The organism is uncultured Fibrobacter sp. (assembly GCF_900316465.1).
GTDB lineage: Bacteria > Fibrobacterota > Fibrobacteria > Fibrobacterales > Fibrobacteraceae > Fibrobacter.
Genome location: NZ_ONDD01000016.1, coordinates 28,220 through 54,333 on the forward strand (window position 1 = coordinate 28,220; position 26,114 = coordinate 54,333).

Annotated in this window: 13 protein-coding genes; 6 read left to right on the top strand and 7 right to left on the bottom strand. The window is 49.1% G+C overall.

What is annotated here, in order from left to right; translation table 11 throughout:
• Positions 1-19 precede the first annotated feature (19 nt).
• Positions 20-559, bottom strand: coding sequence for a rubrerythrin (gene rbr / locus QZN53_RS07795; protein ID WP_073057415.1), 540 nt, complete (start codon positions 557-559; stop codon positions 20-22).
• A gap of 130 nt (positions 560-689) precedes the next feature.
• Here rbr and QZN53_RS07800 point away from each other — a divergent pair, with 130 nt between their 5' ends.
• The 5 genes from QZN53_RS07800 (at position 690) to QZN53_RS07820 (ending at position 7,048) form a co-directional block, all read left to right on the top strand.
• The gene (locus tag QZN53_RS07800; protein ID WP_163438461.1) at positions 690-2,060 is read left to right on the top strand and encodes an anaerobic C4-dicarboxylate transporter; all 1,371 of its coding nucleotides are present in this window, start codon (positions 690-692) and stop codon (positions 2,058-2,060) included.
• A gap of 119 nt (positions 2,061-2,179) precedes the next feature.
• On the top strand, positions 2,180-2,989 hold the full coding sequence (locus QZN53_RS07805; RefSeq protein ID WP_163438462.1) for a hypothetical protein: 810 nt from the start codon (positions 2,180-2,182) through the stop codon (positions 2,987-2,989).
• A 101-nt stretch (positions 2,990-3,090) separates the two neighbouring features.
• The gene (locus QZN53_RS07810) at positions 3,091-4,839 is read left to right on the top strand and encodes a 1-deoxy-D-xylulose-5-phosphate synthase (RefSeq protein ID WP_163438463.1); all 1,749 of its coding nucleotides are present in this window, start codon (positions 3,091-3,093) and stop codon (positions 4,837-4,839) included.
• Between the two features lie 68 nt (positions 4,840-4,907).
• The gene (locus QZN53_RS07815; RefSeq protein WP_163438464.1) at positions 4,908-6,137 is read left to right on the top strand and encodes a DUF4434 domain-containing protein; all 1,230 of its coding nucleotides are present in this window, start codon (positions 4,908-4,910) and stop codon (positions 6,135-6,137) included.
• A 35-nt stretch (positions 6,138-6,172) separates the two neighbouring features.
• Positions 6,173-7,048, top strand: coding sequence for a glycoside hydrolase family 11 protein (locus tag QZN53_RS07820; RefSeq protein ID WP_163438465.1), 876 nt, complete (start codon positions 6,173-6,175; stop codon positions 7,046-7,048).
• 1 nt (position 7,049) lies between these two features.
• Here QZN53_RS07820 and QZN53_RS07825 read toward each other — a convergent pair whose 3' ends face one another.
• The 3 genes from QZN53_RS07825 to QZN53_RS07835 all read right to left on the bottom strand — a co-directional run bounded on the left by QZN53_RS07825 (position 7,050) and on the right by QZN53_RS07835 (position 11,135).
• Complete coding sequence (locus QZN53_RS07825) at positions 7,050-7,643, bottom strand: fibrobacter succinogenes major paralogous domain-containing protein (protein ID WP_294652357.1); 594 nt, start codon at positions 7,641-7,643, stop codon at positions 7,050-7,052.
• Positions 7,640-9,712: an FISUMP domain-containing protein gene (locus QZN53_RS07830; RefSeq protein WP_163438466.1), complete on the bottom strand. Its 2,073-nt coding sequence runs from the start codon at positions 9,710-9,712 to the stop codon at positions 7,640-7,642. The genes QZN53_RS07825 and QZN53_RS07830 overlap by 4 nt, the downstream gene beginning before the upstream one ends.
• 100 nt (positions 9,713-9,812) lie before the next feature.
• Positions 9,813-11,135: an aspartate kinase gene (locus QZN53_RS07835; RefSeq protein WP_088628924.1), complete on the bottom strand. Its 1,323-nt coding sequence runs from the start codon at positions 11,133-11,135 to the stop codon at positions 9,813-9,815.
• Between the two features lie 333 nt (positions 11,136-11,468).
• On the opposite strand from QZN53_RS07835, the gene QZN53_RS07840 reads away from it, so the two are divergent.
• Positions 11,469-12,359, top strand: coding sequence for a sigma 54-interacting transcriptional regulator (locus QZN53_RS07840; RefSeq protein WP_163438467.1), 891 nt, complete (start codon positions 11,469-11,471; stop codon positions 12,357-12,359).
• A 1-nt stretch (position 12,360) separates the two neighbouring features.
• Here QZN53_RS07840 and QZN53_RS07845 read toward each other — a convergent pair whose 3' ends face one another.
• The 3 genes from QZN53_RS07845 to QZN53_RS07855 all read right to left on the bottom strand — a co-directional run bounded on the left by QZN53_RS07845 (position 12,361) and on the right by QZN53_RS07855 (position 26,109).
• Entirely contained in the window at positions 12,361-13,305 is a 945-nt protein-coding gene (locus QZN53_RS07845; RefSeq protein ID WP_163438468.1) for a PorV/PorQ family protein, read from the bottom strand.
• A gap of 117 nt (positions 13,306-13,422) precedes the next feature.
• The gene (locus tag QZN53_RS07850) at positions 13,423-14,088 is read right to left on the bottom strand and encodes a hypothetical protein (RefSeq protein WP_163438469.1); all 666 of its coding nucleotides are present in this window, start codon (positions 14,086-14,088) and stop codon (positions 13,423-13,425) included.
• A gap of 9 nt (positions 14,089-14,097) precedes the next feature.
• Positions 14,098-26,109 (bottom strand): LamG-like jellyroll fold domain-containing protein, encoded by a 12,012-nt coding sequence (locus QZN53_RS07855; RefSeq protein ID WP_163438470.1) that lies wholly within the window; start codon positions 26,107-26,109, stop codon positions 14,098-14,100.
• Positions 26,110-26,114: the final 5 nt, after the last annotated feature.

Consider the following 26,114-nt stretch of genomic DNA (forward strand, 5'->3'; position numbering starts at 1 on the left):
GAATCGCGCGGCCTATCGATTAGTAGTTTTCAGCAGTGACTTCGAAGAAGGACTGCGGGTGTGCGCACACCGGGCATGCGGCCGGAGCCTTGGTGCCAACGACAATGTGACCGCAGTTGCGGCATTCCCACACCTTGACTTCGCTCTTTTCGAACACGGCCGCGGTTTCCACATTCTTGAGGAGTGCGCGGTAGCGTTCTTCGTGGCGCTTTTCGATAGCGGCGACCATGCGGAACTTCTTGGCGAGAGCGGCAAAGCCTTCGGCTTCGGCAGTCTTTGCGAAGTCTTCGTACATGTCGGTCCATTCGTAGTTTTCGCCGTCGGCAGCAGCCTTCAGGTTAGCAGCGGTGTCACCGATACCGTCGAGTTCCTTGAACCAAAGCTTGGCGTGTTCCTTTTCGTTGTCTGCAGTTTTCAGGAACAGCTCAGCGATCTGTTCGTAGCCTTCTTTCTTGGCGCAGCTTGCAAAGTAGGTGTACTTGTTGCGAGCCTGGGATTCGCCTGCAAAGGCGGCCTGAAGGTTCTTTTCGGTCTGGGTTCCGGCGTACTTGTTTGCCATAAATTCCTCTCTTGGTTGAAGTGTCTCGAAAAGAATATACACTTTTTTAGGTCGTCCTGGGCAAAAATAAGTCCATTCAGAGCCTTTTTTCTGCAAAATAATATATATCTAAACCAAAAGGAGGCCTTTTATGACCCTCATGATTATCCAGCTTTTGATTGTACTTTTGGCGCTTTACGTGGGCTCGCGATACGGGAGCCTTGCCCTCGGCGCCATTTCGGGAATTGGTCTTGCCATTCTGGTGCTCGGGTTCGGCATGCAACCCGGCAAACCGCCTACCGACGTCATTTATATCATTATCGCGGCAGTCACCTGCGCGGGCATTATGCAGGCTTCGGGCGGCATGGATTGGCTGATTCAAATTGCAGAGCGCCTGTTACGCAAGCACCCGAACCATATCACGATTCTCGCTCCGCTCTGCACGTTCTTCCTCACGGTTCTCGTGGGCACCGGTCACGTAGTTTACACCCTGATGCCGATTATTTGCGACATCTCCTTGAAAAAGGGAATCCGCCCGGAACGCCCCTGCGGTGTAGCTTCTGTCGCCTCACAGGTGGGCATTACCTGTTCCCCCATTGCAGCCGCCGTCGCCTCGTTCGTGATTATCTCGAACGCAAACGGTTTTGAAATCAACAACCTGCAAGTCATCGCAATCACCATTCCCGCTTGCCTTTGCGGCCTCATGGCGGCAGCCGCCGTCTCTTATAAGCGCGGACTCGACCTCGACAAAGACCCTGCCTTCCAGGCGCGTCTCAAAGACCCGCAAATAAAGGAATACATGTACGGAAACACCGCCTCGGTACTCGACAAAGAAGTCCCGAAAGAAGCAAAGCGCGCCGTGTTCATCTTCCTCGGCGCCCTCGCCGTCATCGTGCTCTTCTCCGTGTTCCAGATTATCGGGCATGATATCCGCCCGCAATTCCCGACCGGCAAGGTTGTCGATGGCGTCGCTCAAATGAAGCCGCTCGCCATGAACATCATCATTCAGATTGTGATGATTTCGGCCGCCGCGTTCATGGTTATTTTTTGTAAGGCAGCCCCCAAGAAGGCCGTGGCAGGCGCCGTGTGGCAAAGCGGCATGGTGGCCGTGGTCGCCATTTACGGAATTGCCTGGCTTGCCGACACCTACTTCGCGAACTACATGGACGTGATGCAGGGCGGACTTAAGGACATCGTGCAACATTACCCGTGGGCCATCGCATTTGCCTTCTTCGCGGTAAGCGTGCTCATCAACTCGCAGGGCGCAGTCGTGGTCGCCATGCTCCCGCTCGCCTATAGCCTCGGCATCGAAGGCCCTGTGCTCCTGGGCGTACTCCCGAGCGTATACGGCTACTTCTTTATTCCGAATTACCCTTCGGACATTGCGACCGTGAACTTCGACCGTTCGGGCACCACCGTCATCGGCAAGTACCTATTGAACCACAGCTTTATGCGCCCAGGTATGGTAAGCGTTATCGTCTCAACCATCGTGGGAACAATCTTGGTGAAAATTTTCTACTAGAACATCATCCATTTGCAACAAATGACGGATAAAGTAAGCTTTATCCGTACATTTTGCCGTTCGTCGTAAAAACATTCGCTATGCATTGAATTGTTAGACTAAAAACTTATTTTTTTAATATGAAGTTTAAACACGCGGCATCATTCATACTCTGCATTATATTCGCGCTGTTTTGCACAGGGTGCGTCACGACGAACGTGCACAAGTTCCGCATGACTGCGTCCGAAGCCCCCGAAGTACACGGGGCAAACACGCAGCAGGCCTCTCACTCTTCATTATGGCGATTTACCGGAAAAATCAACTACAACGCCGAAAAGAACGTAAACATCACCAAAGACGTATCTGAAGCACCGGATCTCGACAGGCTTTTCGATGTACCGATAAAGTTCAAGGATGCCTCATACAAGATGGGCGGCCTCGATTTCAGCGGAAAGGTGGATTTTCTCTATAAAGCAAGTAGCTTCGTCATTGGCGGCGGCTTAGGCTATAAAGACGGAATCTATTCGCACCTTACAATGGGTGCAAACTACTCGCATTTCGAGTTCGGCGTATTTCTCGGAGGATACAACCAATACATCGATATGCAATATTCGGGCGATAAGGGTGAGGACTGCGGTGATTCCGACAACGATTGCACGACCTTCAGCAGCCACGGCAACGATTTCAGCGCAAGTGTTTTTGCCGGCCTCTATACAGGTTTTTATCTGGACAAGTTCTTTGCCAACCTCAGCGTAAGTACCTACAGCCCAAACCCCAAAATAGAAGGAACCGACCTAGATGTTCCGGGCATCACGACAGCCTACCTCACCATAGGCTACAGGCTTAACCGCTGGCTTGAATTCAGCGTCGGCGGCATTGCGACCTTCATAGACACTTCCGAGGGGAATAGCTATCCGGGCGTTACCGGCGGCGTAAGCATTTACCTGTAGCAGGCCTGTTTCCCAAACGAACCACAAATTTTCTTTTTTAGGGGCAAAAAAAATGTCCCTTTGTTGTATATTTTAGTTGAAATATTTTATAGGCGGTATTTATGCTGATAGAAAAGATTGCATCCCCTGCAGATGTGAAAAAGATGGACACAGAAAGCCTCAAGGCGCTCGCGGGCGAAATCCGCACAGCCCTCATCAACAAGATTTCACATTGCGGCGGGCACTTGGCACCGAACCTCGGATTCGTGGAGCCGACCATCGCGCTGCATTACGTTTTTGAATCGCCCAAGGACAAGATTGTCTACGATGTTAGCCACCAGAGTTACACCCACAAGATTTTGACAGGCCGCGCCGAAGCGTTCCTGAATCCGGACAAGTACTGGAGCGTTACCGGCTACACCGAACCCTGCGAAAGCGAACACGACCAGTTCATGATTGGCCACACCTCGACTTCCGTGAGTCTCGCACTCGGGCTAGCAACCGCCCGCGACATTAAGGGTGAAAAGGGAAATGTAATCGCTGTCATCGGTGACGGTTCCCTGAGCGGCGGCGAAGCATTCGAAGGCCTCGACAATGCAGGCGAATACGCGACGAACTTTATCGTAGTGGTAAACGACCACGAAATGTCCATCGCCGAAAACCACGGCGGCCTTTACGGGAGCCTCGCAGAACTCCGCGCCACGCAGGGCAAGAGCGAAAACAATTACTTCAAGAGCCTCGGATTTGACTACCTGTACGTAGAACAGGGCAACGATATCGAATCGCTTATCGCCGCATTCAAGCAGGTGAAGGATTCCACAAAGCCCGTGGTCGTGCACATCCATACGCTCAAGGGCAAGGGCTACAGCTTCGCCGAAAACGCGAAGGAAGGCTTCCACTGGGCGGCCCCCTTTGACATTCCGACCGGCGTCGTGAACTGGGGCAGCGGCGAATCGTACGGCGCAATCCTCGGCGACTACCTGATGAAAAAAATCAAGGCCGACCCGAAAGTCGTCGTAATCCATTCCGCCGTGCCCGCAGGCATAGGGTTCTTTGCCGAGCAGCGCAAGGCGGCAGGCAAGCAGTTCATTGACGTGGGCATCGCCGAAGAGCACGCCGTCGCACTCGCCTCCGGCCTCGCGAAAGGCGGCGCCAAGCCCATCTACAGCACGCACGGTACATTCATCCAGCGTACCTACGACCAGCTTTCGCAAGACCTGTGCGCGAACAACAACCCGGCCACATTGCTCATTACCATGTCCGGCGCCGACGGCATGAACGATACCACGCACCTCTGCATTTTCGACATCGCGATGATGAGCAATATTCCGAACCTGGTGTACCTCTGCCCCACTTGCGTGGAAGAAGCAATCGCCATGATGGATTATGCGATCGAACAGACCGCGCACCCGATGGCCATTCGCATTCCGAACGGAGTCGCACATAGGACTGCCGCATTCGACACGGATTACTCCAAGTTGAACACATATAAGGTTGACAAGCGCGGAAGCAAAGTCGCCTTGATTGGTCTCGGTAGCTATTACGCCCTCGCTGAAGAAACCGCAACAGAACTTGCCAAGCAGGGAATCGACGCCACCATCATCAACCCGCGATTTGCCACGGGCATCGACAGCGAAGTGTTGGAAGGCCTGCGCGCCGACCACCAGGTTGTCGTAACCCTCGAAAACGGCGTGATTGACGGCGGCTTCGGCGAGAAGATCGCCCGCTTCTACGGCAACAGCGACATGCGCGTTCTCGTGAAGGGCCTCAAGAAGGAATTCTACGACAAGGTCCCTTACGGCGAACTTATGGAAAGGAACCGTCTCACGCCCAAGCAGATTGTAGAAGACGTTCTGACCGCGCTCAAATAACATCGCCGAAATAACGTCGCCGAAACCAGAATCGGGCCTTTCGCCTGAAATAAGTATATATTTCAGGTATGTCCATCTCGCAACACATATTCCGACTCATGCTCCCCGTGCTCTTGTGCGGAGCTGTCGGGCCGTTCGCCGGCGTGATTCATGCCGCCGATGTCGAGGGAGCAAGTGCCGCGGAAACAAACGTCGCGAAAACAAGTGCCGCTGGAATCGCGGGCGTTTTTGATGCAGGCTGGACAACCGCCTACCAGTCGCAAGATTCCATTACGCACATGCACCAACGCCTGCATGCGCTCGGCATGGAGTATGTCGTTTTGCAATACGCCGCTGTCGAAGCGACACATTTATATTACCCCTCGGAACTGGAATTTCTGCAGAATACGCAGTACAAGAACAATGAGCTTTTCCCGAAAAGCATCGAGGCGGCAAAAACTGTAGGCACCAAGCTTTGGCTCGGGCTCTACTACAATGGCGAAAACTGGTACACTCCGCCGACCGCCGAGCAACTTGATACGCTTACATCAAGGAATCTGAAAGTCCTTGAAGAAATCCATTCGCTATACAGCAGCGAGACTGTTATTGAAGGCGTGTACATTCCGCAAGAAATCGCGCGCTACTATTGGGACGGCCTGCGCAGCGACGCAACCCCGGAAATGCTCACGGAACATTTCTTGAAGCCGGTCACCGAAGCCGCACAAGCGAAGGGCTGGAAGGTGATGGCCGCCCCATTCTATAATCAGAACTTGGAAACGCCCGAGAAGCTGCAATCGTTTTTCGAGAAACTCTTTGCCGCGGGATTCAAGCCCGACATCATCGCCGTGCAAGACGGCATCGGCGCAAACGACGCAGGCAAACTCCATGCCGAAACCGCGACTGTGGGCAATTACGAACGCGCCGTAGCGCAGGCCTGCAAAAAGTATGGAATTGAATTCTGGGTCGACATGGAACTGTTCCACACCGACGACTCGCACGCGCTTGCCGACAGCGCAAGAATCTCGGCACAGCTCGACACCGCATACGCCGCGGGCGCCACAAAAGTCATCGCCTACGACCTGGCCGTTCTCGGAAACGCAGGACTTGATTCCCTCGAAAAGTGGAAGCTAAAATCAAGCGTAGAACCGCCGGCCCGCATCTACAAAACGCCCCGCGAAAGTCGCCGCGCATCCAATGCCCACAGCGAAAAAACGCAGAAACGCGAACTGTTCCTGAACGGGCGTTTACAGGGCAACCGTTCCCTGAACGAAAATTCGCAATACTTCAAGGCAAACGGCGCGAAGGTTAAGCAGAATTAACGCCCACTGGGCCGCAAAAAGTATATATTAGTAGCATGAAGAATTTAGTGGGTTTAGGAATCGCCCTCACCATGGGCTTGGCTACGACTATCTATGCGGAAAGGTGTCCTAACGCATGGCCCGCGGAGGGCGAAAACTACGCCTCCGGCACGATAGACGGTACAAACTACAGTTACGAAGTCTGGCGCGATGGCTACAATGCTTATTTGGAGTGCTACGATGATGGCGGCTACTTAGTTTACTCCAAGGTCGCGGACGCTATCGTGCGCTTTGGTCCCAAGTTCGACGAGCCAAAGACCTTCGACCAGCATGGCAACTTTGCGGCGGACTACAAGTTTCGCACAAAAGGCGGCGGCTTCGGCACCCCCTATTTTCTGGTTGGCATCCAAGGCAATACCACCGAGCCGAAAACCGAATTCTATATCATAGACTACTGGATAATCAAAGATACAGCCGACACATCCACTTTCGGAACCAGGCTCGGCGAATTCACCGTCGATGGCGACACCTACGACATCTGGCAGAACACCGCCAACAGTCACATGGGCGTCCAGGGCGACTCCTCGTTCAAGCAGTATTTCAGCATCCGACGCACCAAGCGCGATAGCGGGCACGTCGACATTACCGCCCACTTCAAGAAATGGGAAGAGCTCGGCCTGAAGGTGGGCAAGATAACCGATGTCATGGCGCTTGTGGAAGGGTATAAGGGGCAGAGTTCCATCAACTATTTTCAAATTGACTACTTCAACATCACCGAATCGGCAGACAGCACCGGCACCACGGCCATTTCAAGGCGTACAAGCCTCCCGCTCCTAAAGGGTGATGCCCGCGTGTTCAACATGCAGGGCCGCTACCTCGGCACCAGCGAACAGAAAATCAGTCCTACCATCAGGACAGTGAAGAAGCGGTAAATTACTTCACGCACCTAACAGACCGCGCTTCGTCTTTGCCGAAGGCGCTGAGCTTGGCGGCCTTGATGCTGAAATCCAGGAGCATGTAATAAGCGAGGCCATCGGGGGTTTCGACGGCGCTCCAGATATGCGCATAGCCGCCGATGCCGTCGAACTTGTCGCGCGTACCGTTTCCGGCGAGGCGGTAGCCTGCGGGCAATGCATTAAAGCCGTAATCGTCCGAGCCGTTCCCTTTCTTAAACCAGCCGCTTGTCGATTTGAGCGCATAGCCGGCAACCTCTGCGCCGCCAACACTTGCAATCAGTTTTTCAAAGTCAGCGCTGTCGGGCAAGTGCCAGCCTTCGGGGCAAACGGTGCGGGCCATGTCCCATGTGTAGAGCCGTCCGTACTTGGAGCATTTTCGGTCGTCACCTTCGGGGCATGCGCTTCCCTGGACTTCGTAATCCATATTCTCGGCCATCCAGGTCTGCGAACCGATTTGCACAATCGCATACGACTTGCCGTCGCGCGGATCGGTAAACGATTCGGAGCAGGCCGCCAGAATAATTGCCGCGAAAACGGAAAACAGCGAAAATCTTGTTATCAAGTGCATCATTCCTTCATGCACCTAAGGCTAAACATTCCATACAACGGACAAAGGCCAAGACTTACATAGTCATAAATTCCCCAACCTTCCCAGCAAGACATATATCTCAAATCTCTTGATGATGTCCAATAGTGAGCGCCCCAACGTTCCACAGAAAACTCCCACGAACCAGCATCATCACGCTCCGCGCCGCCAGAGGGCAACATGGTAAATCCAGACTCATTCGTAAAAAACCTGCGAGCGATAGCCCTGTTTTCATTCATTACATACCACTTGTGCGGGCTCAAAAGATACGTCGCTACATGGAACACCTTGTCGGTCGTATCCCTTTTATATTCGCGGCTAAGGTAGCGTCCCAGCTCAACATAGTCCGAATCCGTCGGCACGTGGTACCCTGCGGGGCAAATTCCCCTCACATGTTTCTTGTCGTCAATGTAATCTGCCGACAAGTCACATTCCGAAGAATCCTGGGGGCATTCTTCCAAGGTCTTGCCAACCGCCACATGCCACGGATAAAGTCTTCCGTGCACAGCGCAATTTGCGGAATCGTCGTATAGGCAGTAGCTGGAATCGGCAGCGTAGTTCAGGTTCTGCGCCATCCAAACCTGGTTACCCAATTTCAAGGTGCGGTACACGTGATTGTCGCGCTCGTCAAGCAGTTCGCCGTATTCCACATCCGGATTCAACAGACCCACATATTGGCAATCGTACTTTGAACAATCATACTTTTTGGAGGGAATCTTTGCAGGCACAAAGAGATCAGACAACGTGTAATCCGAAACGGAATCCCTTCCGATATACAGTTTCGTCAATTCTACGATATTGACATTCTGGTATTCATCTTCCACCTTCACGCGAATCTGATAATAATCCGTATCGCCCAAGCGAAGGTCAATAAGAGTCGTATCCAATGTATTCAGCAGGTAATTGGTCGTATCGTTTTTCAAGACGACAGAATCAGAATAAATCGTCTTGTATTCATCCGAATCATATTCGGCGGCTTCCAGATAAACCTTCGCAAACCTTTCTGCACCATACACGGGCTGCACCAAGTCGAAAGACACCTTGAACTGGGTCATGTATTTGTCGCTGGCCCTATAAATCGAGGCCGCATAATCCTTCGGCATGTTCGCAATTGCAGGGGCATTGCGGCCAATCACGAAAGACGTATCGCTGACTGCTCCAAGAAGCCCCTTTCGAACATTCAGGTTTTCATCGAAGGCCCAAGCCAATTTTTGATCCGTCGTACTGTCTTCCGTATCGTTCCTCAGCAATTTCAGGTACATGCTCGTATCAGGCGCCACAATACCGGAAACCGCCATAAAGCGCAAGGAGTACCGGCCTTCAGGCAACACGTTCCAAAGCGAATCCATAGAATACGAAAGCAACGGCGTAAACCTATCGGGCTTGTAGAATTGCCTTACAGTATCGCCCTTAGAGTCCGTCATTATCATCTTGTAGATATGCTCTTCAAAACGGCAACCTTCGCACAGTATCTCTACGTTCTTGTGTTCTTCGGTCATGTCGAAATCCCAAACAAGATCGTCAAACCTGCGAATCAGCAAAAACACGACATCGTAAGACTTGCCGTAAAATTCCAGCACTACCTTGTAATAGCCATCTACCAGTTTAGACTTTTTATCCAGTTCTGTCAGATTGTAGCTCAGGTGCCATTTACGCGAATTAGCCGTATCCTGCACCACCTTCACTTTAACCGAGCCGACTTTCTTGTACGATTCAGTAGCGCCGATCATTTTGTATTTACTTTTAGCGGCTTCATCGTAATACAAGGTCGCCGAATCAACCTCGACTTCCTTGTCACAGCTAATGGTGTTAACGCTTGCCGTAAAATCAAAATCAAGATCCGCGATATAGGAATCGTTCAAGGGCCAAACCAGGTTCAACACGGGCGGCACACTACAGCGTGTCTCGTAAACCGGCTCACTGCTACTTGACTCGGCTTCGCTGCTGCTCGATTCCTCCGGTGCGCTGGAGCTGTTGTCGTCTCCGCATGCGCACAAGCCAACACAAAATGCAATGGCCAACATGCAATCGAGTAAAATGGAATAATTCTTCATACTTTCCCCTAACACTATTAGTTTGTATTACAATATAACAAAACACCCCCGACTGTTAAGTCGGGGGCGGCAATGGTTCGCGGGGTTCACCCCGCCATTTTTATTTTACGAATGCGCCGTAGATGGCCTTGATAGCCTTCTCGGTATCGGCTTCGTCAACACCGGTGATGATGTTGATCTGCGAAGAACCCTGGTCAATGATGCGAACGTTGACCTTGTTGTCTGCGAGAGCCGTGAAGAGCTTTGCAGCCACACCGATCTTGTTCGTCATGCCGTGACCCACGGTAGCGATGAGTGCGATACCCGGGAACACCTTGATACGGTCGGGGCGCATCTGCTGCGTGATGTCTTCGAGAACCACGTCCTGCACGGCGTCGAGAGCCTTGCTATCTACCACGATGCTCATGGAGTCGATAGCGCTCGGGCACAGTTCGTAGGAGAGGCCTTCGCTTTCGAGCACGGCGAGCACGCGGCGACCGAAACCGACTTCCTTGTTCATCATGGACTTTTCGATGTAGATCATCGAGAAGCCCTTACGGCCGGCAACGCCCGTAATCGGGAGCTTTGCTTCTTCCGGAGTGGGGCCGATGATGGTACCCGGATCCTGCGGGCGGTTCGTGTTGCGGATGTTGATAGGAATCTTCTTGGCGCGGCACGGAGCGATAGATTCGTCGTGGAGCACAGAAGCGCCGGAGTAAGCGAGTTCGCGGATTTCGCGGTAGCTCACGTATTCGATCGGCAGCGGATTTTCGACGATGCGCGGGTCAGCCATGAGCATGCCCGAAACGTCGGTCCAGTTTTCGTACTTGGCAGCATCGATGCCGTTGGCAAGGATAGCGCCCGTGATGTCGGATCCGCCACGGCTGAAGGTCTTGACTTCGCCACGGAGGTTGCTACCATAGAAGCCCGGCAGCACGTAAAGCTGGTTTTCGTCGGACAAGGTCTTCGCGATGTCTTCGTAGGTCTTCGGCGTAATGCGATACTTGTCGTCGAAGGTAATCAGCGGGAAGGTGTCCACGAAGTTTGCACCCAGGTACTTGGCCATGAGGCGGGCGCAAAGGAATTCGCCGCGGCTCACCAAGAAGTCGGTGCTGATGGTTTCAGGATGGTTCTTGAGCTTGTCTTCGAGGCTGTCGAGATCTTCGGAAAGCTTGTCGCCGAGGCCCAGGTCCTTGCAGATTTCGTCGTAGCGCTGGCGGATCAGGTTCCACGGGGTCGAAAAGTCGAGACCCTTGCTAGCGAGGTCGTAGGTGCTGTAGAGGAGGTCGGTAAGCTTGGTTTCCTTAGGATTGCGCTTGCCGGGGGCAGAAACGACGATGACCTTACGGTTCTTGTCGGATTCAACGATGGCCTTGATCTTCTTGAACTGGCCTGCATCGGCGACAGAGCTGCCGCCGAACTTACATACGATTCTTTGACTCATTTTTTCCTTTTGGGCCACCAAACCTCTCAGCTTCGAGCGCAATCGCTTTCCTCGCGACCGTCGTGCCCAAGCCTACCCATCTGGCCAGCCACTTTGGTAATATGGTTGTCTATGTCTGCGACGGTGTTTTTTACCGTTGCGAGCGCAAAGATAAAAATTTTGAATTTTTGTTGCAAGGGGGAGGCCTCCCCCTCGGTGCCACTCCGTTGCCACCTACCCCCTCTGCGGGAGCACCCGCAACGCCCCTTTTTGTAAAAATCTGGGCGCGAATGTAAATTATTCGCGCTTTTGGTATTCAAAGCCTCGAAAAAAGCGTGTATAGTAAGAGGCTTTATGAACAGACACGAATCCATGTTACGTATCGCGGCAAGCTCCGACATCTCGGTGCTCTTGCTGGGGGAATCGGGCAGCGGCAAGGAGGTCGCCGCCCGCTTTGTCCACGCTCACAGCAAGCGGGCGGGCGGGCCCTTTATCGCCCTCAATTGCGGGGCGATTGCCAAGGGACTCACCGAAAGCATTCTAGAAGGCCACCGCAAGGGGGCATTCACCGGCGCTAGCGAAGAGCGCCTGGGGGTGGTGCGCTCGGCGGACCACGGCACACTTTTCTTGGATGAAATCGGCGAGATGCCGCTCGAAATTCAGTGCAAGCTGCTGCGTATTTTGCAGGAGCGCTCCGTAATGCCCTTGGGCAGTTGCGACCCCCAGCCTGTAGACTTTCGCCTGATTTGTGCCACCAACCGCGACTTGCGCGCCGAGGTACATGCTGGCCGTTTCCGCGAAGATCTTTACTTTAGGCTGAACGTGTTTCCCGTGAAAATCCCTCCGCTTAGGGAGCGCGAAGACTTTACGAGCATCGCCCAAGAAATCTGGAAAGAAATCGCCGACCACAAACCGCTTAATGCAAACGAGATTGCATCGCTTTCAAAACGCAAATGGCCCGGAAACGTGCGCCAGCTCAAGAACGTATTGCAACGCTATTCGCTTTTAAAGCCCTACGACATTACCCTGGGCAACGTGCTTACCGACGAATTCAGCGAGCCCACCACAGTCGCAGACTCCTGCACTCTATACCAGACAAAGCCCAAGCGCATTGCCGAAACGCCCGAATGGAATTTAATTTGTTCAGAACTTTCCAAGAACAGTGGCAACAGGAGCATCACCGCACAAAAACTAGGCATCAGCCGCGGCTGCCTCAATTATCAAATCCGAAAACATTCCAGTTGAATTAGAATCGAATGCCAAGCGTCAAGTAGTGGTAGCCACCGTCAAACGCTTTCTTGGGGCTGTAAGCGTAATCGAAATGCGCCATACCGATAGCGACGCCAAGGCCGGCACTGATACCGTCTTCGGTATCGGGGCGCACCGCATAACCCATGCGGAACGCGAGCAAGTCGGCGTAATTCAGTTCGCCACCGAATCGCCATTCGGGGTCCTGCATATCGGCGCGGCGGTAAGCGTCAGCAGACATGTGCAAGTTCCAATTGCTCTGCAAGTCAAAGAACTTTGCAATCGGCAAAATGCCCGTAATGCCTGCCTGCAATGCCATCGGGGCAGTTTCATCTTCGCCGTCGTAGTCGCTCATGTAGCCAAAGTTCGTAAGGGTCGCGCCAAAGGCAAAGTATTCGTTCACGCGGTAAGCGCCACCGATGTCGCCCAAGAACGCAAGTGCCGATTCGTCGTCAATGGTCTGCTGGCACAAGCGTGCCGACAACGCCCAGTTGAAAACCTTGCTGCGGTTGCCGAGGCCCGCCGAGAGTACCCAAGCGTAGGCACCGTATTCCGACGTCTTGAAGCCTTCTTCGTCGCGGCCCTCGATGCCATCGTAACCCAGGAATTCAAAACCTGCCGACGCCGTGAGCGGGAATTTCCAGAATTCGAACGGGAGCGCCAAATACGCCGTCGTAAAATCGTCGGCCGACATTTCCGGGAAAATAATATGGTTAATGCCCGCCTCGGCTTCTTGAACCGCGGACATAGCCAGCGGGTTACGCGAAATTTCAGAAGCATTCGCCGCATCGGCAACACCCGCCCCCGAAAGGCCGGCAGTCCTAGCCGAAGCATGCATCGAAAGGAACTTCATCGATACCCCGCCCGCATCTACGTTCCAATGCTCCCCGGCAAAAGCAAGGGAACACGCAACAAGACTTATAGCGAGGATCTTCTTATTCATGCCCTACAAGATACAAAATTTCAAAGTTATTCTTCAGCCCGATTGTAATGATTTATTGCAGAACAAGAGTCTTTAACAATATAAAGGCCCCGGCAATAAGCCAGAGCCATTTTTATTCTACTCTATGTCAAACATCTTCATCGGAAGAACGCGTCTTTGTTTTGCCTTCAGCACTTCGAGAACGACCGTACTTTCTCCACCCTGCGGCGTTGTCGTCTTGACCGTTACTTTCTTAAGCGTCCCCGGCAGCGGGCAAGAATTATCGCAATATTCAAACTCGCTTACAGCATTCGCTCCATTTACGACCACATTCATCTTTACCACACGTTTCTTCTTTTGAGAATAATACAATGTAGGTTTCGAAGGATCCTTGGGAGTAATCTTCCAAAGGTTACCTTCTGCAACAGGATTGTTGTAGTCTTCAGGAGAACCCATCTGCTTGTTTACATCTGCAGGATTCTGAGCAGGCATATTCTGCGCCGGAAGTTTCTTCCCGGTTTTCAAATCCGTCACCTTCATACGGCCATTATTCTGCACCATTTCCATCTGCATCATGCTTGATTTGATGGTGGTAATGGACTTCGTCTTTCCCGCAGTAAGTATGGCCATATTCACAACCTGGGAAGGCATATTGGGAAGTGTCACCGTAGTGCGCATCTGCATCTCGCAAGTATCCGGGAATGCTGATTTTTTCTGGTTGTCAAAGACCGTCTGTAGACTCAGTGCATTGGCTTGAATGACAACAAAGGAAACGGCGGCAAAAATTTTAAACAAGTTATTCATTATTTATCCTTACAGCAAAGATAGATTTTTCGTTGATTTAATTGAGCCATTCACCTTGAACATCAAATACGTTTTATTCATGTCAATACCGGCCCAGTCAACCCGCACAAATTGTTCGCCCGGAGCAAGAGTACCGGCAAAGATATTTTTTACGGGAGCACCCTTTGCCGTCACTAGACTCAGTTCTACATAGGACCAGTTATCCATCGTGACAACGAGTCCTTCCGGCGTACGTATCACGGGTATGGAATTGCCCGGCGCACGGTAGCCGAAATCGACATTATATACGGAATCCGGGTTGACTTCATCCGGAGTGGACAAAGTCCAGGCAGGCACATTGCCATAAAGCATGTACCCCGTGGAATCGAATACGCATATGCCGCGAGTTTCACGCACAGTCGTTCCCAGACTATCGTGACTCGGGTCATCGTTCGCATTCCATATTTCCGCCCAACCCGGCAAGTGCAGCGCAACCTTCACCGGATTCTGCCACGTCTTACCCGCAGCAAGCGGCTTGTCGCAATGGACCGTCACCTGCCAACGGCCAGAGCCGAGGTTTTCCATCGAAGCCGATGCACATTCTGACTTGTCGTCGAGTTCATAATCAGGTGCGAGCCCCTCTTCCACAAAGAAGTAGTAACGCACATCAAAGTTCTTCAACACAACATTACCTGTATTTTCAACCTTGAAGTGAATCTCACTAGCCCGGTGGTCTTCACGCATATCGGACGCAAGCACGCGAACCTTGGCCTCGAGCGATACAGGATCTTCCATCTCGGCGCAGGAACCGCCAATCAGGTTATTGTCGCTGTCAAGGACGATAACGCCCACATCCTCGTAGAACCCATCTATATTCGCAGCAAGCCCAGAGTACGGATCCACAAAGGACGGATCATCGGAGGCATCCCACGGAATATTACCGGAACTAAAGAGTCCGAAATGCGGTCCATCGCCACTGAACACAGTTCCGGCAACAGGAATCGTCTCGGTAAACATCCATTCTACGTAACCCGTATTGGCGCTCTCGGAATGAACTGCGGGGAAAGTCTCCACATTATTCGGCCAATAGCGTTCAACACTGGCAGTCGCAGCATCTTCGCCACGGAAGTAGTAGCGAACAGAGAATCCATTCAAAGGTTCATTAGACACGTTGCGCAGACGGATTCTCGGACGGAGCGTAGATGTTTCCGGATAACCTTCGTAACGCAAATACGACTTAACCTTGCGAACTGTATCAGCAGGCGTAATTCCAGCCACCTTGTCCGAAGTACTTATACCCCAGGCAATCATCGAAGCCGGAATATTGGCGGTCGTGAGAGCTGCTCCGCCAATCTGGACACCGGCAGGAACCTTCAGTGTCAACGTATGTGCACCCGCCGCGAGATGGACGGACACGCCAGAAACAGTCACCGCGCGCCAGGTATTGGAAACGGAGGCAATCCCCGTCAGCAAACTTGATTCGCCGACATAGACCGGCTTATCGCCCGCCATAACAGACCTTGCATACAGTACGACATTGTAGTCTGCAGCATTTTCGACGATTACGGACATCGTGAGTGTCGCCGAATCACTCGATTCAAGATACTTGTTACCAGCCACAGAGCAGGAGAACTGATTAGAGAATCCGCTCACGGCATCCATATCCTTCACGGCAACAACAATGATATCGGAAACTTCACCAGCATCGGTTACGGGCTTCGAAAGTTCCTCAACCTCAGCAGCAGTCAACGCACGCGAGTACATGCGTATATCTGCAACATTACCGAGATAAGATAAGAAATCACTACTTTTGCCCATAGAGAACACGCCTTCAAGTTCACGATCCAGCATAATACCAGACTTTTTAGAAGCCTTCAATTCACCGTCTACATAGAACTTCACATTAGCGGAATCCACTGTCACAACAACATGAGCCCATGTTTTTTGGTTAGGCAGAATAGAACCCGATAGCCATGAGTTCGAACCTTCTATCAATTCAAGTACACTACCACTTTGCACTAATTTTATATCAAGTCCATTTACGCCCGTGAAACCAAGAATTCTACGCCAAGTTCCATAGGAATTCCCTCGTTTAATGCGGGCCTCAAAGGAGTATGAATCTGTGCTGCCAAAGTCAACTATTCCGTTTCCTTCAACATAATCTGCTTTGTTTTCAAAATAAAGACCGACATCGCTTCCCCACGGATTTTTCATCTTCTTATACAAATCTAGATCATGGCCTGTTCCTAACAGTTCATGTACTATGCGGCCACCACTTTCACGTGCCGGATACCACAGGGCAAGTTCTGTCGGATACGGGTAAAGTTTTTCAGATACATATTTCTGTTCCGCATGGTTATGACCATAGTCTTCCACACGAACTTCCATAGAGAGATAGCAACCAGTACATTCAGCAAGTTGCTTTCGAGAAATACGGACACTAGCCGACACATGACCGACAGAATCCGGTATTACATTCATGACACGCAAAGTATCGCCACCGAACACCGGCGTCACGATCACGCGGGCAATACCCGACTCGGAATCATACACATCCGCAGTCGCCGTAAAGATCCGGTCAAGAACCTCGGAAGAATCCTGCACAGAGAAGTTCCTAATCGCAGGACGTAGAGAATCCGTATAGACTCGCGGGCCTGCCATTTGCATGTCCATGCCGAGAGCCGAGACGCCTATATACCGAGATTCATATACACCAGTAGAAATCTTACCCAATTCGGACGTTCCGGCAGCCTTGGCCCCATCATAAATTATTGTATCAGGTATTTCGCCGCGGATTTCAGCAACGATGCGACCGTCACGATAAAGCGATACTAGACCATAACCCGGATGCGTACAACTAGCACCATAGGCCATGTAGCCATTGTCGAGACCAAGCCACAATGAGTCAGACGGAACGGAGCAGGCAAACTGCGTATTCACGGTCAACGCACGAGCCACCGCCGGAGCTGCAGGCAATTCAACCACGGAACCATTCGAATCCGGCTCACTCAACGCAACCACAAACACATAACTCGTATCAATATTATTATTACGCGACGGCAACATCACATGTGCAAAGCCATTGGAATCCGCCGTAAATGCAAGAGTGTCTGGCGGGGTGACATCGTCACGGTTGGCCCACAACGCGTCATCATCTACATACAACTTAAATCTCGATATGCCATCCACACGAACTGTGCGATTTGCAGTCGAGGCAATTTCAGGCAAGACCGTCACACTGAAGTTCGGAGTTTCTGCAATGGTGGAATCCATCGCTGTAAACACAGAGAATGTTTTTGTCTCAGCGGAAATTAGCAGATAGGCCCACGTGGAATCATTCCCAGCACAACGTGGATCTGTAGATTTGTTATTACATTGAAGAGGCTTTGCACCATCCAGAACATCACTTCCGTCTGCATTCAAGAATCCATAGAGAGCATTATTGAGCGGGACAAATTTTTTGCCTGTGAAATCCACCTTGTACAATCTTACCGTCTGCGGAGTTGCACGCATCGCCACCATTTCCTCACGACTTATTTTCATCTGTACGCGCGGAAGAGCAGACGAGTTTGCAAACGTCATTGACGGCAAGACTTCTACAATCGGGCCCTTGAGAGCTAGGTTGTTGAATACTTCAAACGAATAATCCTTCGCATCTACAGTACGAACAGTGATGTTTTTGACCGTATCTACAGAATTCTTCGGGAATGTGACACTAACTTCCTCGAACAGGGACTTGACCGTCTTATAATCAGACGAATCTACTAAACTACCTATCACCATATCGAACTTGCTAAAGTTGGACATTGTACGATCATCATCGCCCCACAGAAGCATAAGTTGCGTATTTCCTTGCAACCTGTTCACGTCGAACCAGCCCAAACGATACCAACCGCTCGAATCGGCCTTCAAGGAATCCCTCCATACTGAATCAAGCATGTTTTTGGGATACGCATAGAAAGCATCCCCATTCAAATATGCAAGTCGGTAATTTATTCCGCTATCTAGATAAGCCCTAACCTCAACAAATTCCTTCGGGCGTTTAACAGTAATTGAGTCCACATTTCTAAACTTCACCAGCATATTCACAGAATCGGGGAAAAGCCTATCAAGCAACAAATGCGAATGCTTACTAGAATCCAAATGCATCAGTTCAGCACTATTCACCACAACATCATTCACCCAAACATCATCGTTACGATAAATCTGATTTCGTGTCAGAGTATCAACATTAGGACGCACAGGCGATTTGGCTTGAGGATCCTTCGACATGCGGTAGAACGTGTCCACCATCAACGAATCTGCCTTGATATAGAGTATTTCAGCATTGTTCGACAAACTAAACACTGATTCAGGGACTTTAATATTACTCAAATCCAACTTAAGCGATTCAACCTTGGCATGCACACTGCCACCAACAAGTTCACTATTTATTTTTACCGCGGTATCAAGCCGAATGTAATATTGATTCGTTACATTATCGTAATCATCCGAAGAAGGCTTGACAGTAAAAGCAGCATCGTTCTTGCCAATTTCAGATGCCATGACAACATTCATATACAGATAATCTTGCGGAGAATTAAAGACACGGCTTGCTGCATTCTCGATATTGTTTATAATAGAATCATGAGTAACTAAGGACAACCAAGTCGAATCCGTATAGTCGCCATAGTAATAATGGGCTCGTGAACCAAGATTATAATACTTGTAACAAAGAGACATTCCATTATTCACAAAATTCCAGTCCTGTCCGCTATCCTTACATACCGAGTCCTTGACAAGTTCGGTTACACTTTTCGCAGCTGGATAAGCAATCGTGTCACGATGCCTTACAGAACTCCAGCGGGTATTGCGACCTACAAAGAATTCCACATTCGTATTAGCAGCAAAATACGGAGTATGCTTGACCGTATCAGAAATTCCCGAATACTTTATCTCACAAAAACCTGGTATTCCCATTGCCGCAAGGATATTTGTAGAATCAGAATTGCATTGGTCAGAAGGCTCATAAGGAGCTAAATCACCCAATACTTTCGCCTCAAAAAAATCGTCCTTACTACTTGGAGTATAGAAGCGTAAGTCAAAGCGTGCGGCCTGCGAATAAGCTGAGTCCTCATCCGCAAACAAAAATGTGTTCAATCCGCCCTCAAGATAGCTCGACGGGAAATAATGCAGCCTTTGCGTTTCAAACGGAGTCAACAGGCCGTATGTTTTATCGAATTTCCACTCATTTCCGTCATGATACGACCCCATGCCAACAAGGAAAGCATCGTTTTTCACCCTTCTTAAACTATCCAATGCAGCCCAATAGCCACTACCATCATTACCGAATACAGTCATATTCGTGTGATCAAAGCGAACTGTTCGATTTACAAGGTTGTCCATACCGAAGGCAGCATTCCAATAAGCCGTATCAGGGATTGTATAAGTCACATTAAATTCAAGTTTTGTATAAGCATAATGATCACCTCCTGTTCGATTTATCACAAAATTATCCGTATAATACTTTCCATTTGCACCAGGATTGATTTCTATCTTAAACAAATTCGCATTCATGTCATAGTTAGAATCGCCATTCACGCATACGGAATCCAACGTCGAATCGCTCCTGCAACCCGGTTCAACGACATCAAACGAATACCTAGGTCCGCAATCATGTCCATAACTTTCATGTGGACTAGGGAATTTAATTTCAGTCGTTCTAATCTTGTCAAGAGTCCATACTTGATACTCGCTTTGCTTTATGGGATCATAGCTTATCTCATCAAGAGGCGATTTGTTATATGCAGAAAATTCATCCAAAAATTTTTGCCACCCAGAAAGCGTGAATACCGTTATGTCATAGGCATTCTCATCATATTTTTTGAAATCATATCCATAATAACCAATAGCGTCATTCGCCTTCTTGGACTCAGTCAGGGTAATGCTCTTTGTCATCGAATTAAAATGAAGCGTATCTACGAAAATTCGTTCATGCTGCTTCACACCTTCTTGTTTACAATCCGTAAAAGGATAATAATCACCACAATCAATATAGAACGTATTGTAGCGCAAATAGCGAACCGCAACAAGATCCAATTCCTTCCTATGCCTCTTGATGGCGAGGCTAAAACGTTTCGGGTCATAACCGATTATCTCCTGAGACCCAGAAATCTGCCCAGTCAAGGGGATTTCACCATTTCGCAGGGAGTCCGGCAATTTCCATCCGGTAAGATTGGCCTTTACAAGATAATCGGCAACAGGTTCATAACGATAAGCACCGACCCTGCTATCGTATAAGGCTTCTGAAACGTGGATAGAAGGGACCGTGACATGCTCATTTTTCGGATTATCTGGAGTCATATCTACCATCGTTTCGGCATGCTTAACCTTGAACACAGCCTCAGCTGTCGTGGAATTTTCACCATCCATTGAATTGGCCACAATCAAAAGCTTGTATTCACCTATTTCCAGTTTAACATGTCCCTGGCCATCCTTCCCATTCCAACTAACCTGGTAAGCGGTATCACTAGAATTAGCACGTCTTTCCGTCGTCGAAATATCCTGCAATTCAAACGTATCCAAATCGTTTACCACATAGATACCGACATATGCATCCCTATTCTTGATTCCGTACTTAGCAACCATCGTTCTAAGCCATAGAACCCTTTTTTCACATGCGTTCTCATCGGTCGTATCCAACTTGCACACTTTAGTCGAATCATTTTTCAATAACACAAAATCAGGCAATGTATCCGCAAGCGAAATTCTCAAAGAATCCGGCACAATCTCAACGGAAGCCGTATCAAGGAACACATGCGGATTAGAAGCGACATTTTCCGTCACCTCCGCATAAATCGTCATCTTACCCGAAGCGGGATATTTCCCCGTCTCGGTCGTGCCAGTCCAGGCAAAAGTCAACCCATAGGCACGCGGATTCACAGTCCATCCCATAACCAAGGGATTGAGAGAATCGCTACCGATTTGACCGTCAGCAATCCAGTAGAAGCCGTCATCACCACTGCTTCCGAAATAGACCTTCATTTTCGGCAAAGTCGAATCACCATAAAGGACCGTTCTAGATACGCGGAACGCTTCCGTAGCAGTCATCACCACATGTCCGGAATCCCCAAACAAGAACATCTCGTGGCTAATTTTTGAAGGAGGAATCCATTCAGGGAAATCTTCCAAATAGGAATTTATGGTTGCCGAGAACAGCCCCATGTCAAAGGCCACGGACCGTGATTCACAACCGCTGTAACTGCAAACATCCCCAAAACCAGAAGAATCATAGGAAACCTTCAAGGTGTCACCTGCAACAAGCCCCTTCCATTTCAAATGATACTGACCATCCAGTTCATAGAACCATACGGCAGAAGAGTCGGACGAAGTATCGGCGGGAACCCCATAATATGGGTTGCACCACGCTCTTGAGACAGACTCATCAAACATGCCGACATGCATAGAATCTTCAGCATAAACTCGTAGGAAATAGCTACCGTTAAACTTTCCAGACTGATATAACGACAATCTAAGGGTATCCGTCCCTATATGCATGGCGGTATCGGGTTTTGACGAAAAACGCCAATTAGGATTATCACCAAACAGGTCGTCCCGACTATCCCCAAGCAAAATCAACGTTGTATCTGTTTTCCACAGGTTATCAGGACCATCAATACAATTTTCTCCAGCACACACTCCAAGTTCTATGGCAAACATACCTTCCAGATATTTATTTTCACCAATCTTGCGGTCAAGATAGCCCAGCACGGCATCATTGCTCTGCGAAACCTTGGAAACATTTCGATGCGAACTGTTCTGCAATGCGGAAACGACAAAAATATTGGATGTTTTCCACTCAAGGGCGCCGTCTGTGCCCAAGGAATCAATATTGGCATACCGCAGCCTGTAAATGGTATTTAAAGAGTCCTCAAGTTTCACCGGCGGAGCCACACCTGTAATGGCAATCAACGATGTATATACAGCAGAATCACGCGGTGACGATATTACCGGAGTTCGTTCACCGATGAAAAATAAATCTGTTTTCACGGAAGCATTACCCGCAGCATCAATACACACGGCCTCAAGAGAACACTTACCACGCATATCGCCAATAGAATCCAGATTGAACGTGACCGAATCGTTCTTCAGAGTCTTGTTCGATACTTTTTTCCACGATGTCGTTCTTCCAGAGCCACTCACCTGATAATAGCAGTTCATGCCAGTACGGTTGGAATTCACATCGTTATGTTCATCCACGACAATTTTTGCCGAGTAACTATTGTCAGAATCTGGATAAATCAATTTGGTACTTACAAGACTTTCGATGTAAGGAGCAGTCTTGTCGACACGGAGTTTTTTTGGTAGCCTGTAAAGCGAATCGTTCTTTGCGGCATCACGCACAAGGGCGCGTATTTCGTAGTCACCATCTTCAAGACGCATACCTGCCATCTCGGTCCACGACGTATCTGCAATATCGCCAGCCGTCACATGGACGGAATCTCCCGCATGGTCAACCTTCGTTGGATCTCCATCATGAACAAATTGCCAAGCTATCGTCACGAGTTCCGAATCGCGGCCATCCAGCGAATCACGCACAACATACGATATTTTCAGCAGGCTATCATATGAAGCGTAGGCAAATGACGAATTTCGCGCTGGCTTCTTGTCCTGCAATTGCGGATAAAGGCTCCCCGATGAAGAGGCAGTCTTGAGTCGCGGATTGAGCAGTTCCGGATGTTTCGTATCAACGAAGAACGTATCATACGTCACGAAAACATTTAGGGAATCATTCGAATCAGGCCATAACGATTCGGGAACATTTCCCGGACTTCCGGCAATGACATCAACAAGATTATTCATTTTCATGTAAGTATTTTTATCAGGCACGGCGTTGTCCACCGCATAGGTCCTGATTCTATAATAGCCGTCATTGTCCCTGACAGAATTACGCACCGCATCGTTCCACTGAATTGCAAACTCCGGAGTACATACATCATACAGGGCTGGAAAATCTGCCACTCGCGAATAGTTCGAATTTCTAGAATTGCCATTCGCCTTTTCCAGGGAAATGCGCATGGCCCGAATATCGGGACTGTTCGCCGAATCTGCCCATGCAAAACGGGCCACGAACGACATGCTGTCAGGATTTACCATCTCCCCCTCAGCCACAATATTGAATATGGGTGCAGTCGTATCCACACTGAACGACACATTGTAAGTATTTGACGAATCTTTACTGGCCGTATCGGAAACCATGTTGCGGATATCCACCACGAATGCCCAGTGATATTTGCCTTCGGCAGGATGACCTTCATCCCATTTCGATGTAAAATATGCCGTGGACAAATCCTGAAGGCTCCCCGTAGAATCGCGAGTTGTGTCAACGTACGATTCGTACACCATTGACATTTCTTTCGAAGAACCGGGCGCAACATTTGTATCGCCAGATTCCAGCACTATACTGTCCTTTGCTCCCATGACCCTAAATCCTTGGTATCCGAGAGCACTTGCATAGGCCTTGAAATCCTTTATCTTGTTCAGCACCATGTTATGCTTCGGCCATACAGGATCAAGCATATTTGCAGTAGCCTTAAAAAGGTAATAGAATCGTTGCGTATTGGAAAGGCCAATCTTGTTCACCGTCGAAATCGTGACTGTATTTTGATTGTCTTTCTGGATAGCCAGCAAATTGTTGTAACCGTATTCACCTGGGACAAAATCAAACTGGCCATTTTTCTTGACGGGGTGGGGAACCGTCCGCTCTTTCAAGCAAAGAGAATCTTTCCCCTTGCTATCGGGAACATACACCGAATCCATTATGTTTTTCCAGGCACCACCACCACTCCGTGTGTACACAATACATACGTCATTCGCATCAGGATCTTTCGTTATATCGCACTCCCAAGCAATCTCTTCCTGATAGTTAAAATTCATGCGAATTTGACGTAACCTGTGCGGCATCAAATCATCCACAATAAAGGAGTACTTTTCAATCCAATTATCAACCGTAATTGCAGGCACGTTGTAACGCTCCACATGACGGATGGGGACAATCGTATCGTCAGGCGCTCCGTCCGATTTCAAACCAGGAACTTTTTCCCAACGGTCCACCTTTACCCCCATCTTGGACCAGTCAGATTCCGATTTGAAGCGGAGAGGCGTCGTTAAGCTCGAAAGAGGCAAATTCTTTTGTGTTGAATTCAAGTCATTTGCCGACTTGAAAAGACCTATAGCACAGTTTACACCATTTTTTGAACCAATGTAATAGCAGTTACGATTCAAGGAAGAAGCATTACGTGCAGAATCAGTCATTTCCTGCAGCGCGTCCAACGTCGCCACATCGTTCAACGCCAGATTCACGAAAGGCCTCTCGTAGAGAAAATCTTCCATAAGATAAGGAGTCCAACTCGTATCACCATCTTTTATACGGGAATAAGAACTTTCTTCTTCAGAGAACCATGTTTCCTGAAATTCTTTTTTCAATGGCAATTGGTGCGACTTGCCCAAATCTTTGAATCCACCAATTCCATCTTTAAAAGTATAAACCCCTGTAGCAGTTAAAGCCAATAATCCGGATGATGCAATCGCAATCTCTCCAGCAGTCTTCACCGCTGGGCCACCCCAAATTTCCGCAGCAATACCGAACACCTCACAGGCAACAACTGTTATTTTCATTGTTGCCAAGAAAGGAGTTACCCAATCATCTTGACGCTTAGTATATTCCGCAGCGAAAAAATCAGAACGTTTGACATCTACCATTGGTGAATTTAACGATTCCGTACTATCCGCCATCCCAGAAGAAACAGATACCAACGAAGTTCCTTTTTCCCATACATTTATATTCCCTACCATACCCATCAAAAAACCGCAAAAGGCGTTATTGAAAGGAATAGTTTCCCAATCAAAATGGGTAAAAAAGTTTCCTATTGCAGAAACGTAGCTGTTCGGGAAGACCCATCCAATAGCAACACTTGCTGGATAATCATCTTCCAAATCCGTAAAAGTCATACTCTCTCGCCCACCAAGCAACCTAAACATCGGAAGAGAATCGTGCGGTGAAATACTTTTTAATTTGCTCACGTGATCACTTTGTCCATATCGAGACGGATTTAAATACGCAACCAAAGGGTCTTCGTCTCTGTAATGCTGCAAATCCTCTTTCCAATATTCTAAATAGCCCCAAACCGCAGGAGACATATTTGCAGCAATGAAAGCCATACCTGCATAGCCGTATGCAGCATACTTCATAAAACCATTTTCCCAAGGAATCATCGCTAAACCAAATGCAACTCCAGCATTCCAAATAGCTCCCGAAACTATATTTTGCGCAACGGTAAAATGATCCCACATTCTCAATTGAGCATTCAATGCCCCTGTTCCCTCATGAGGAGAATCAAGCGTAATAACTTTATCTACATCACCATAGTAATAATCGCTATTCTGAATCCATTCGCGCGAAGCAATGCCGCCCATCGAATGACCGACAAGAATATAACGGGAAGGAATCTGTCTGTATAGATCTGGATGACGACGTATAGAATCAAGAGCAACCTGACCAAAATCCTTTCGTCCAGTACTTGCATTATCAAAAACAGCCCTTACTTCCTGAGATTCTTCAACAAGGGATCTTCTGTGCCCACAGCCATCCCATTTTCTATCACCTAATTCGCGAGCATTATTTACGGAACTATTTGCCGGATTAACGAACGCACGCCAAGAATAAATGTAAGGAAAACCTTGACTACGTCGATAATCTGAAAAAGGGTTAAGAGAATCATAACTCGTTGTATCTTCAAAAACCAGCGATTCCAGCCAACTCGTTAAGCGATCTTTATCATGATAATACCCAATATTTGCACCTTTATCACTTGTCGTCAAATACTTATTTTCTTTAACAGCTTCGAGAGTTTCACTAGAGCAGTTCTCAATACCCTTATCTGAACCGTAGGCTCCATGAACCATAAGTATATTATAATTTTCAACCGATTCCATCGGTTTAGGAACAGACCAGGATTCACAAACTATCGTTAGCATCCACAATAAAATCAAATGTCTACGCATTACTC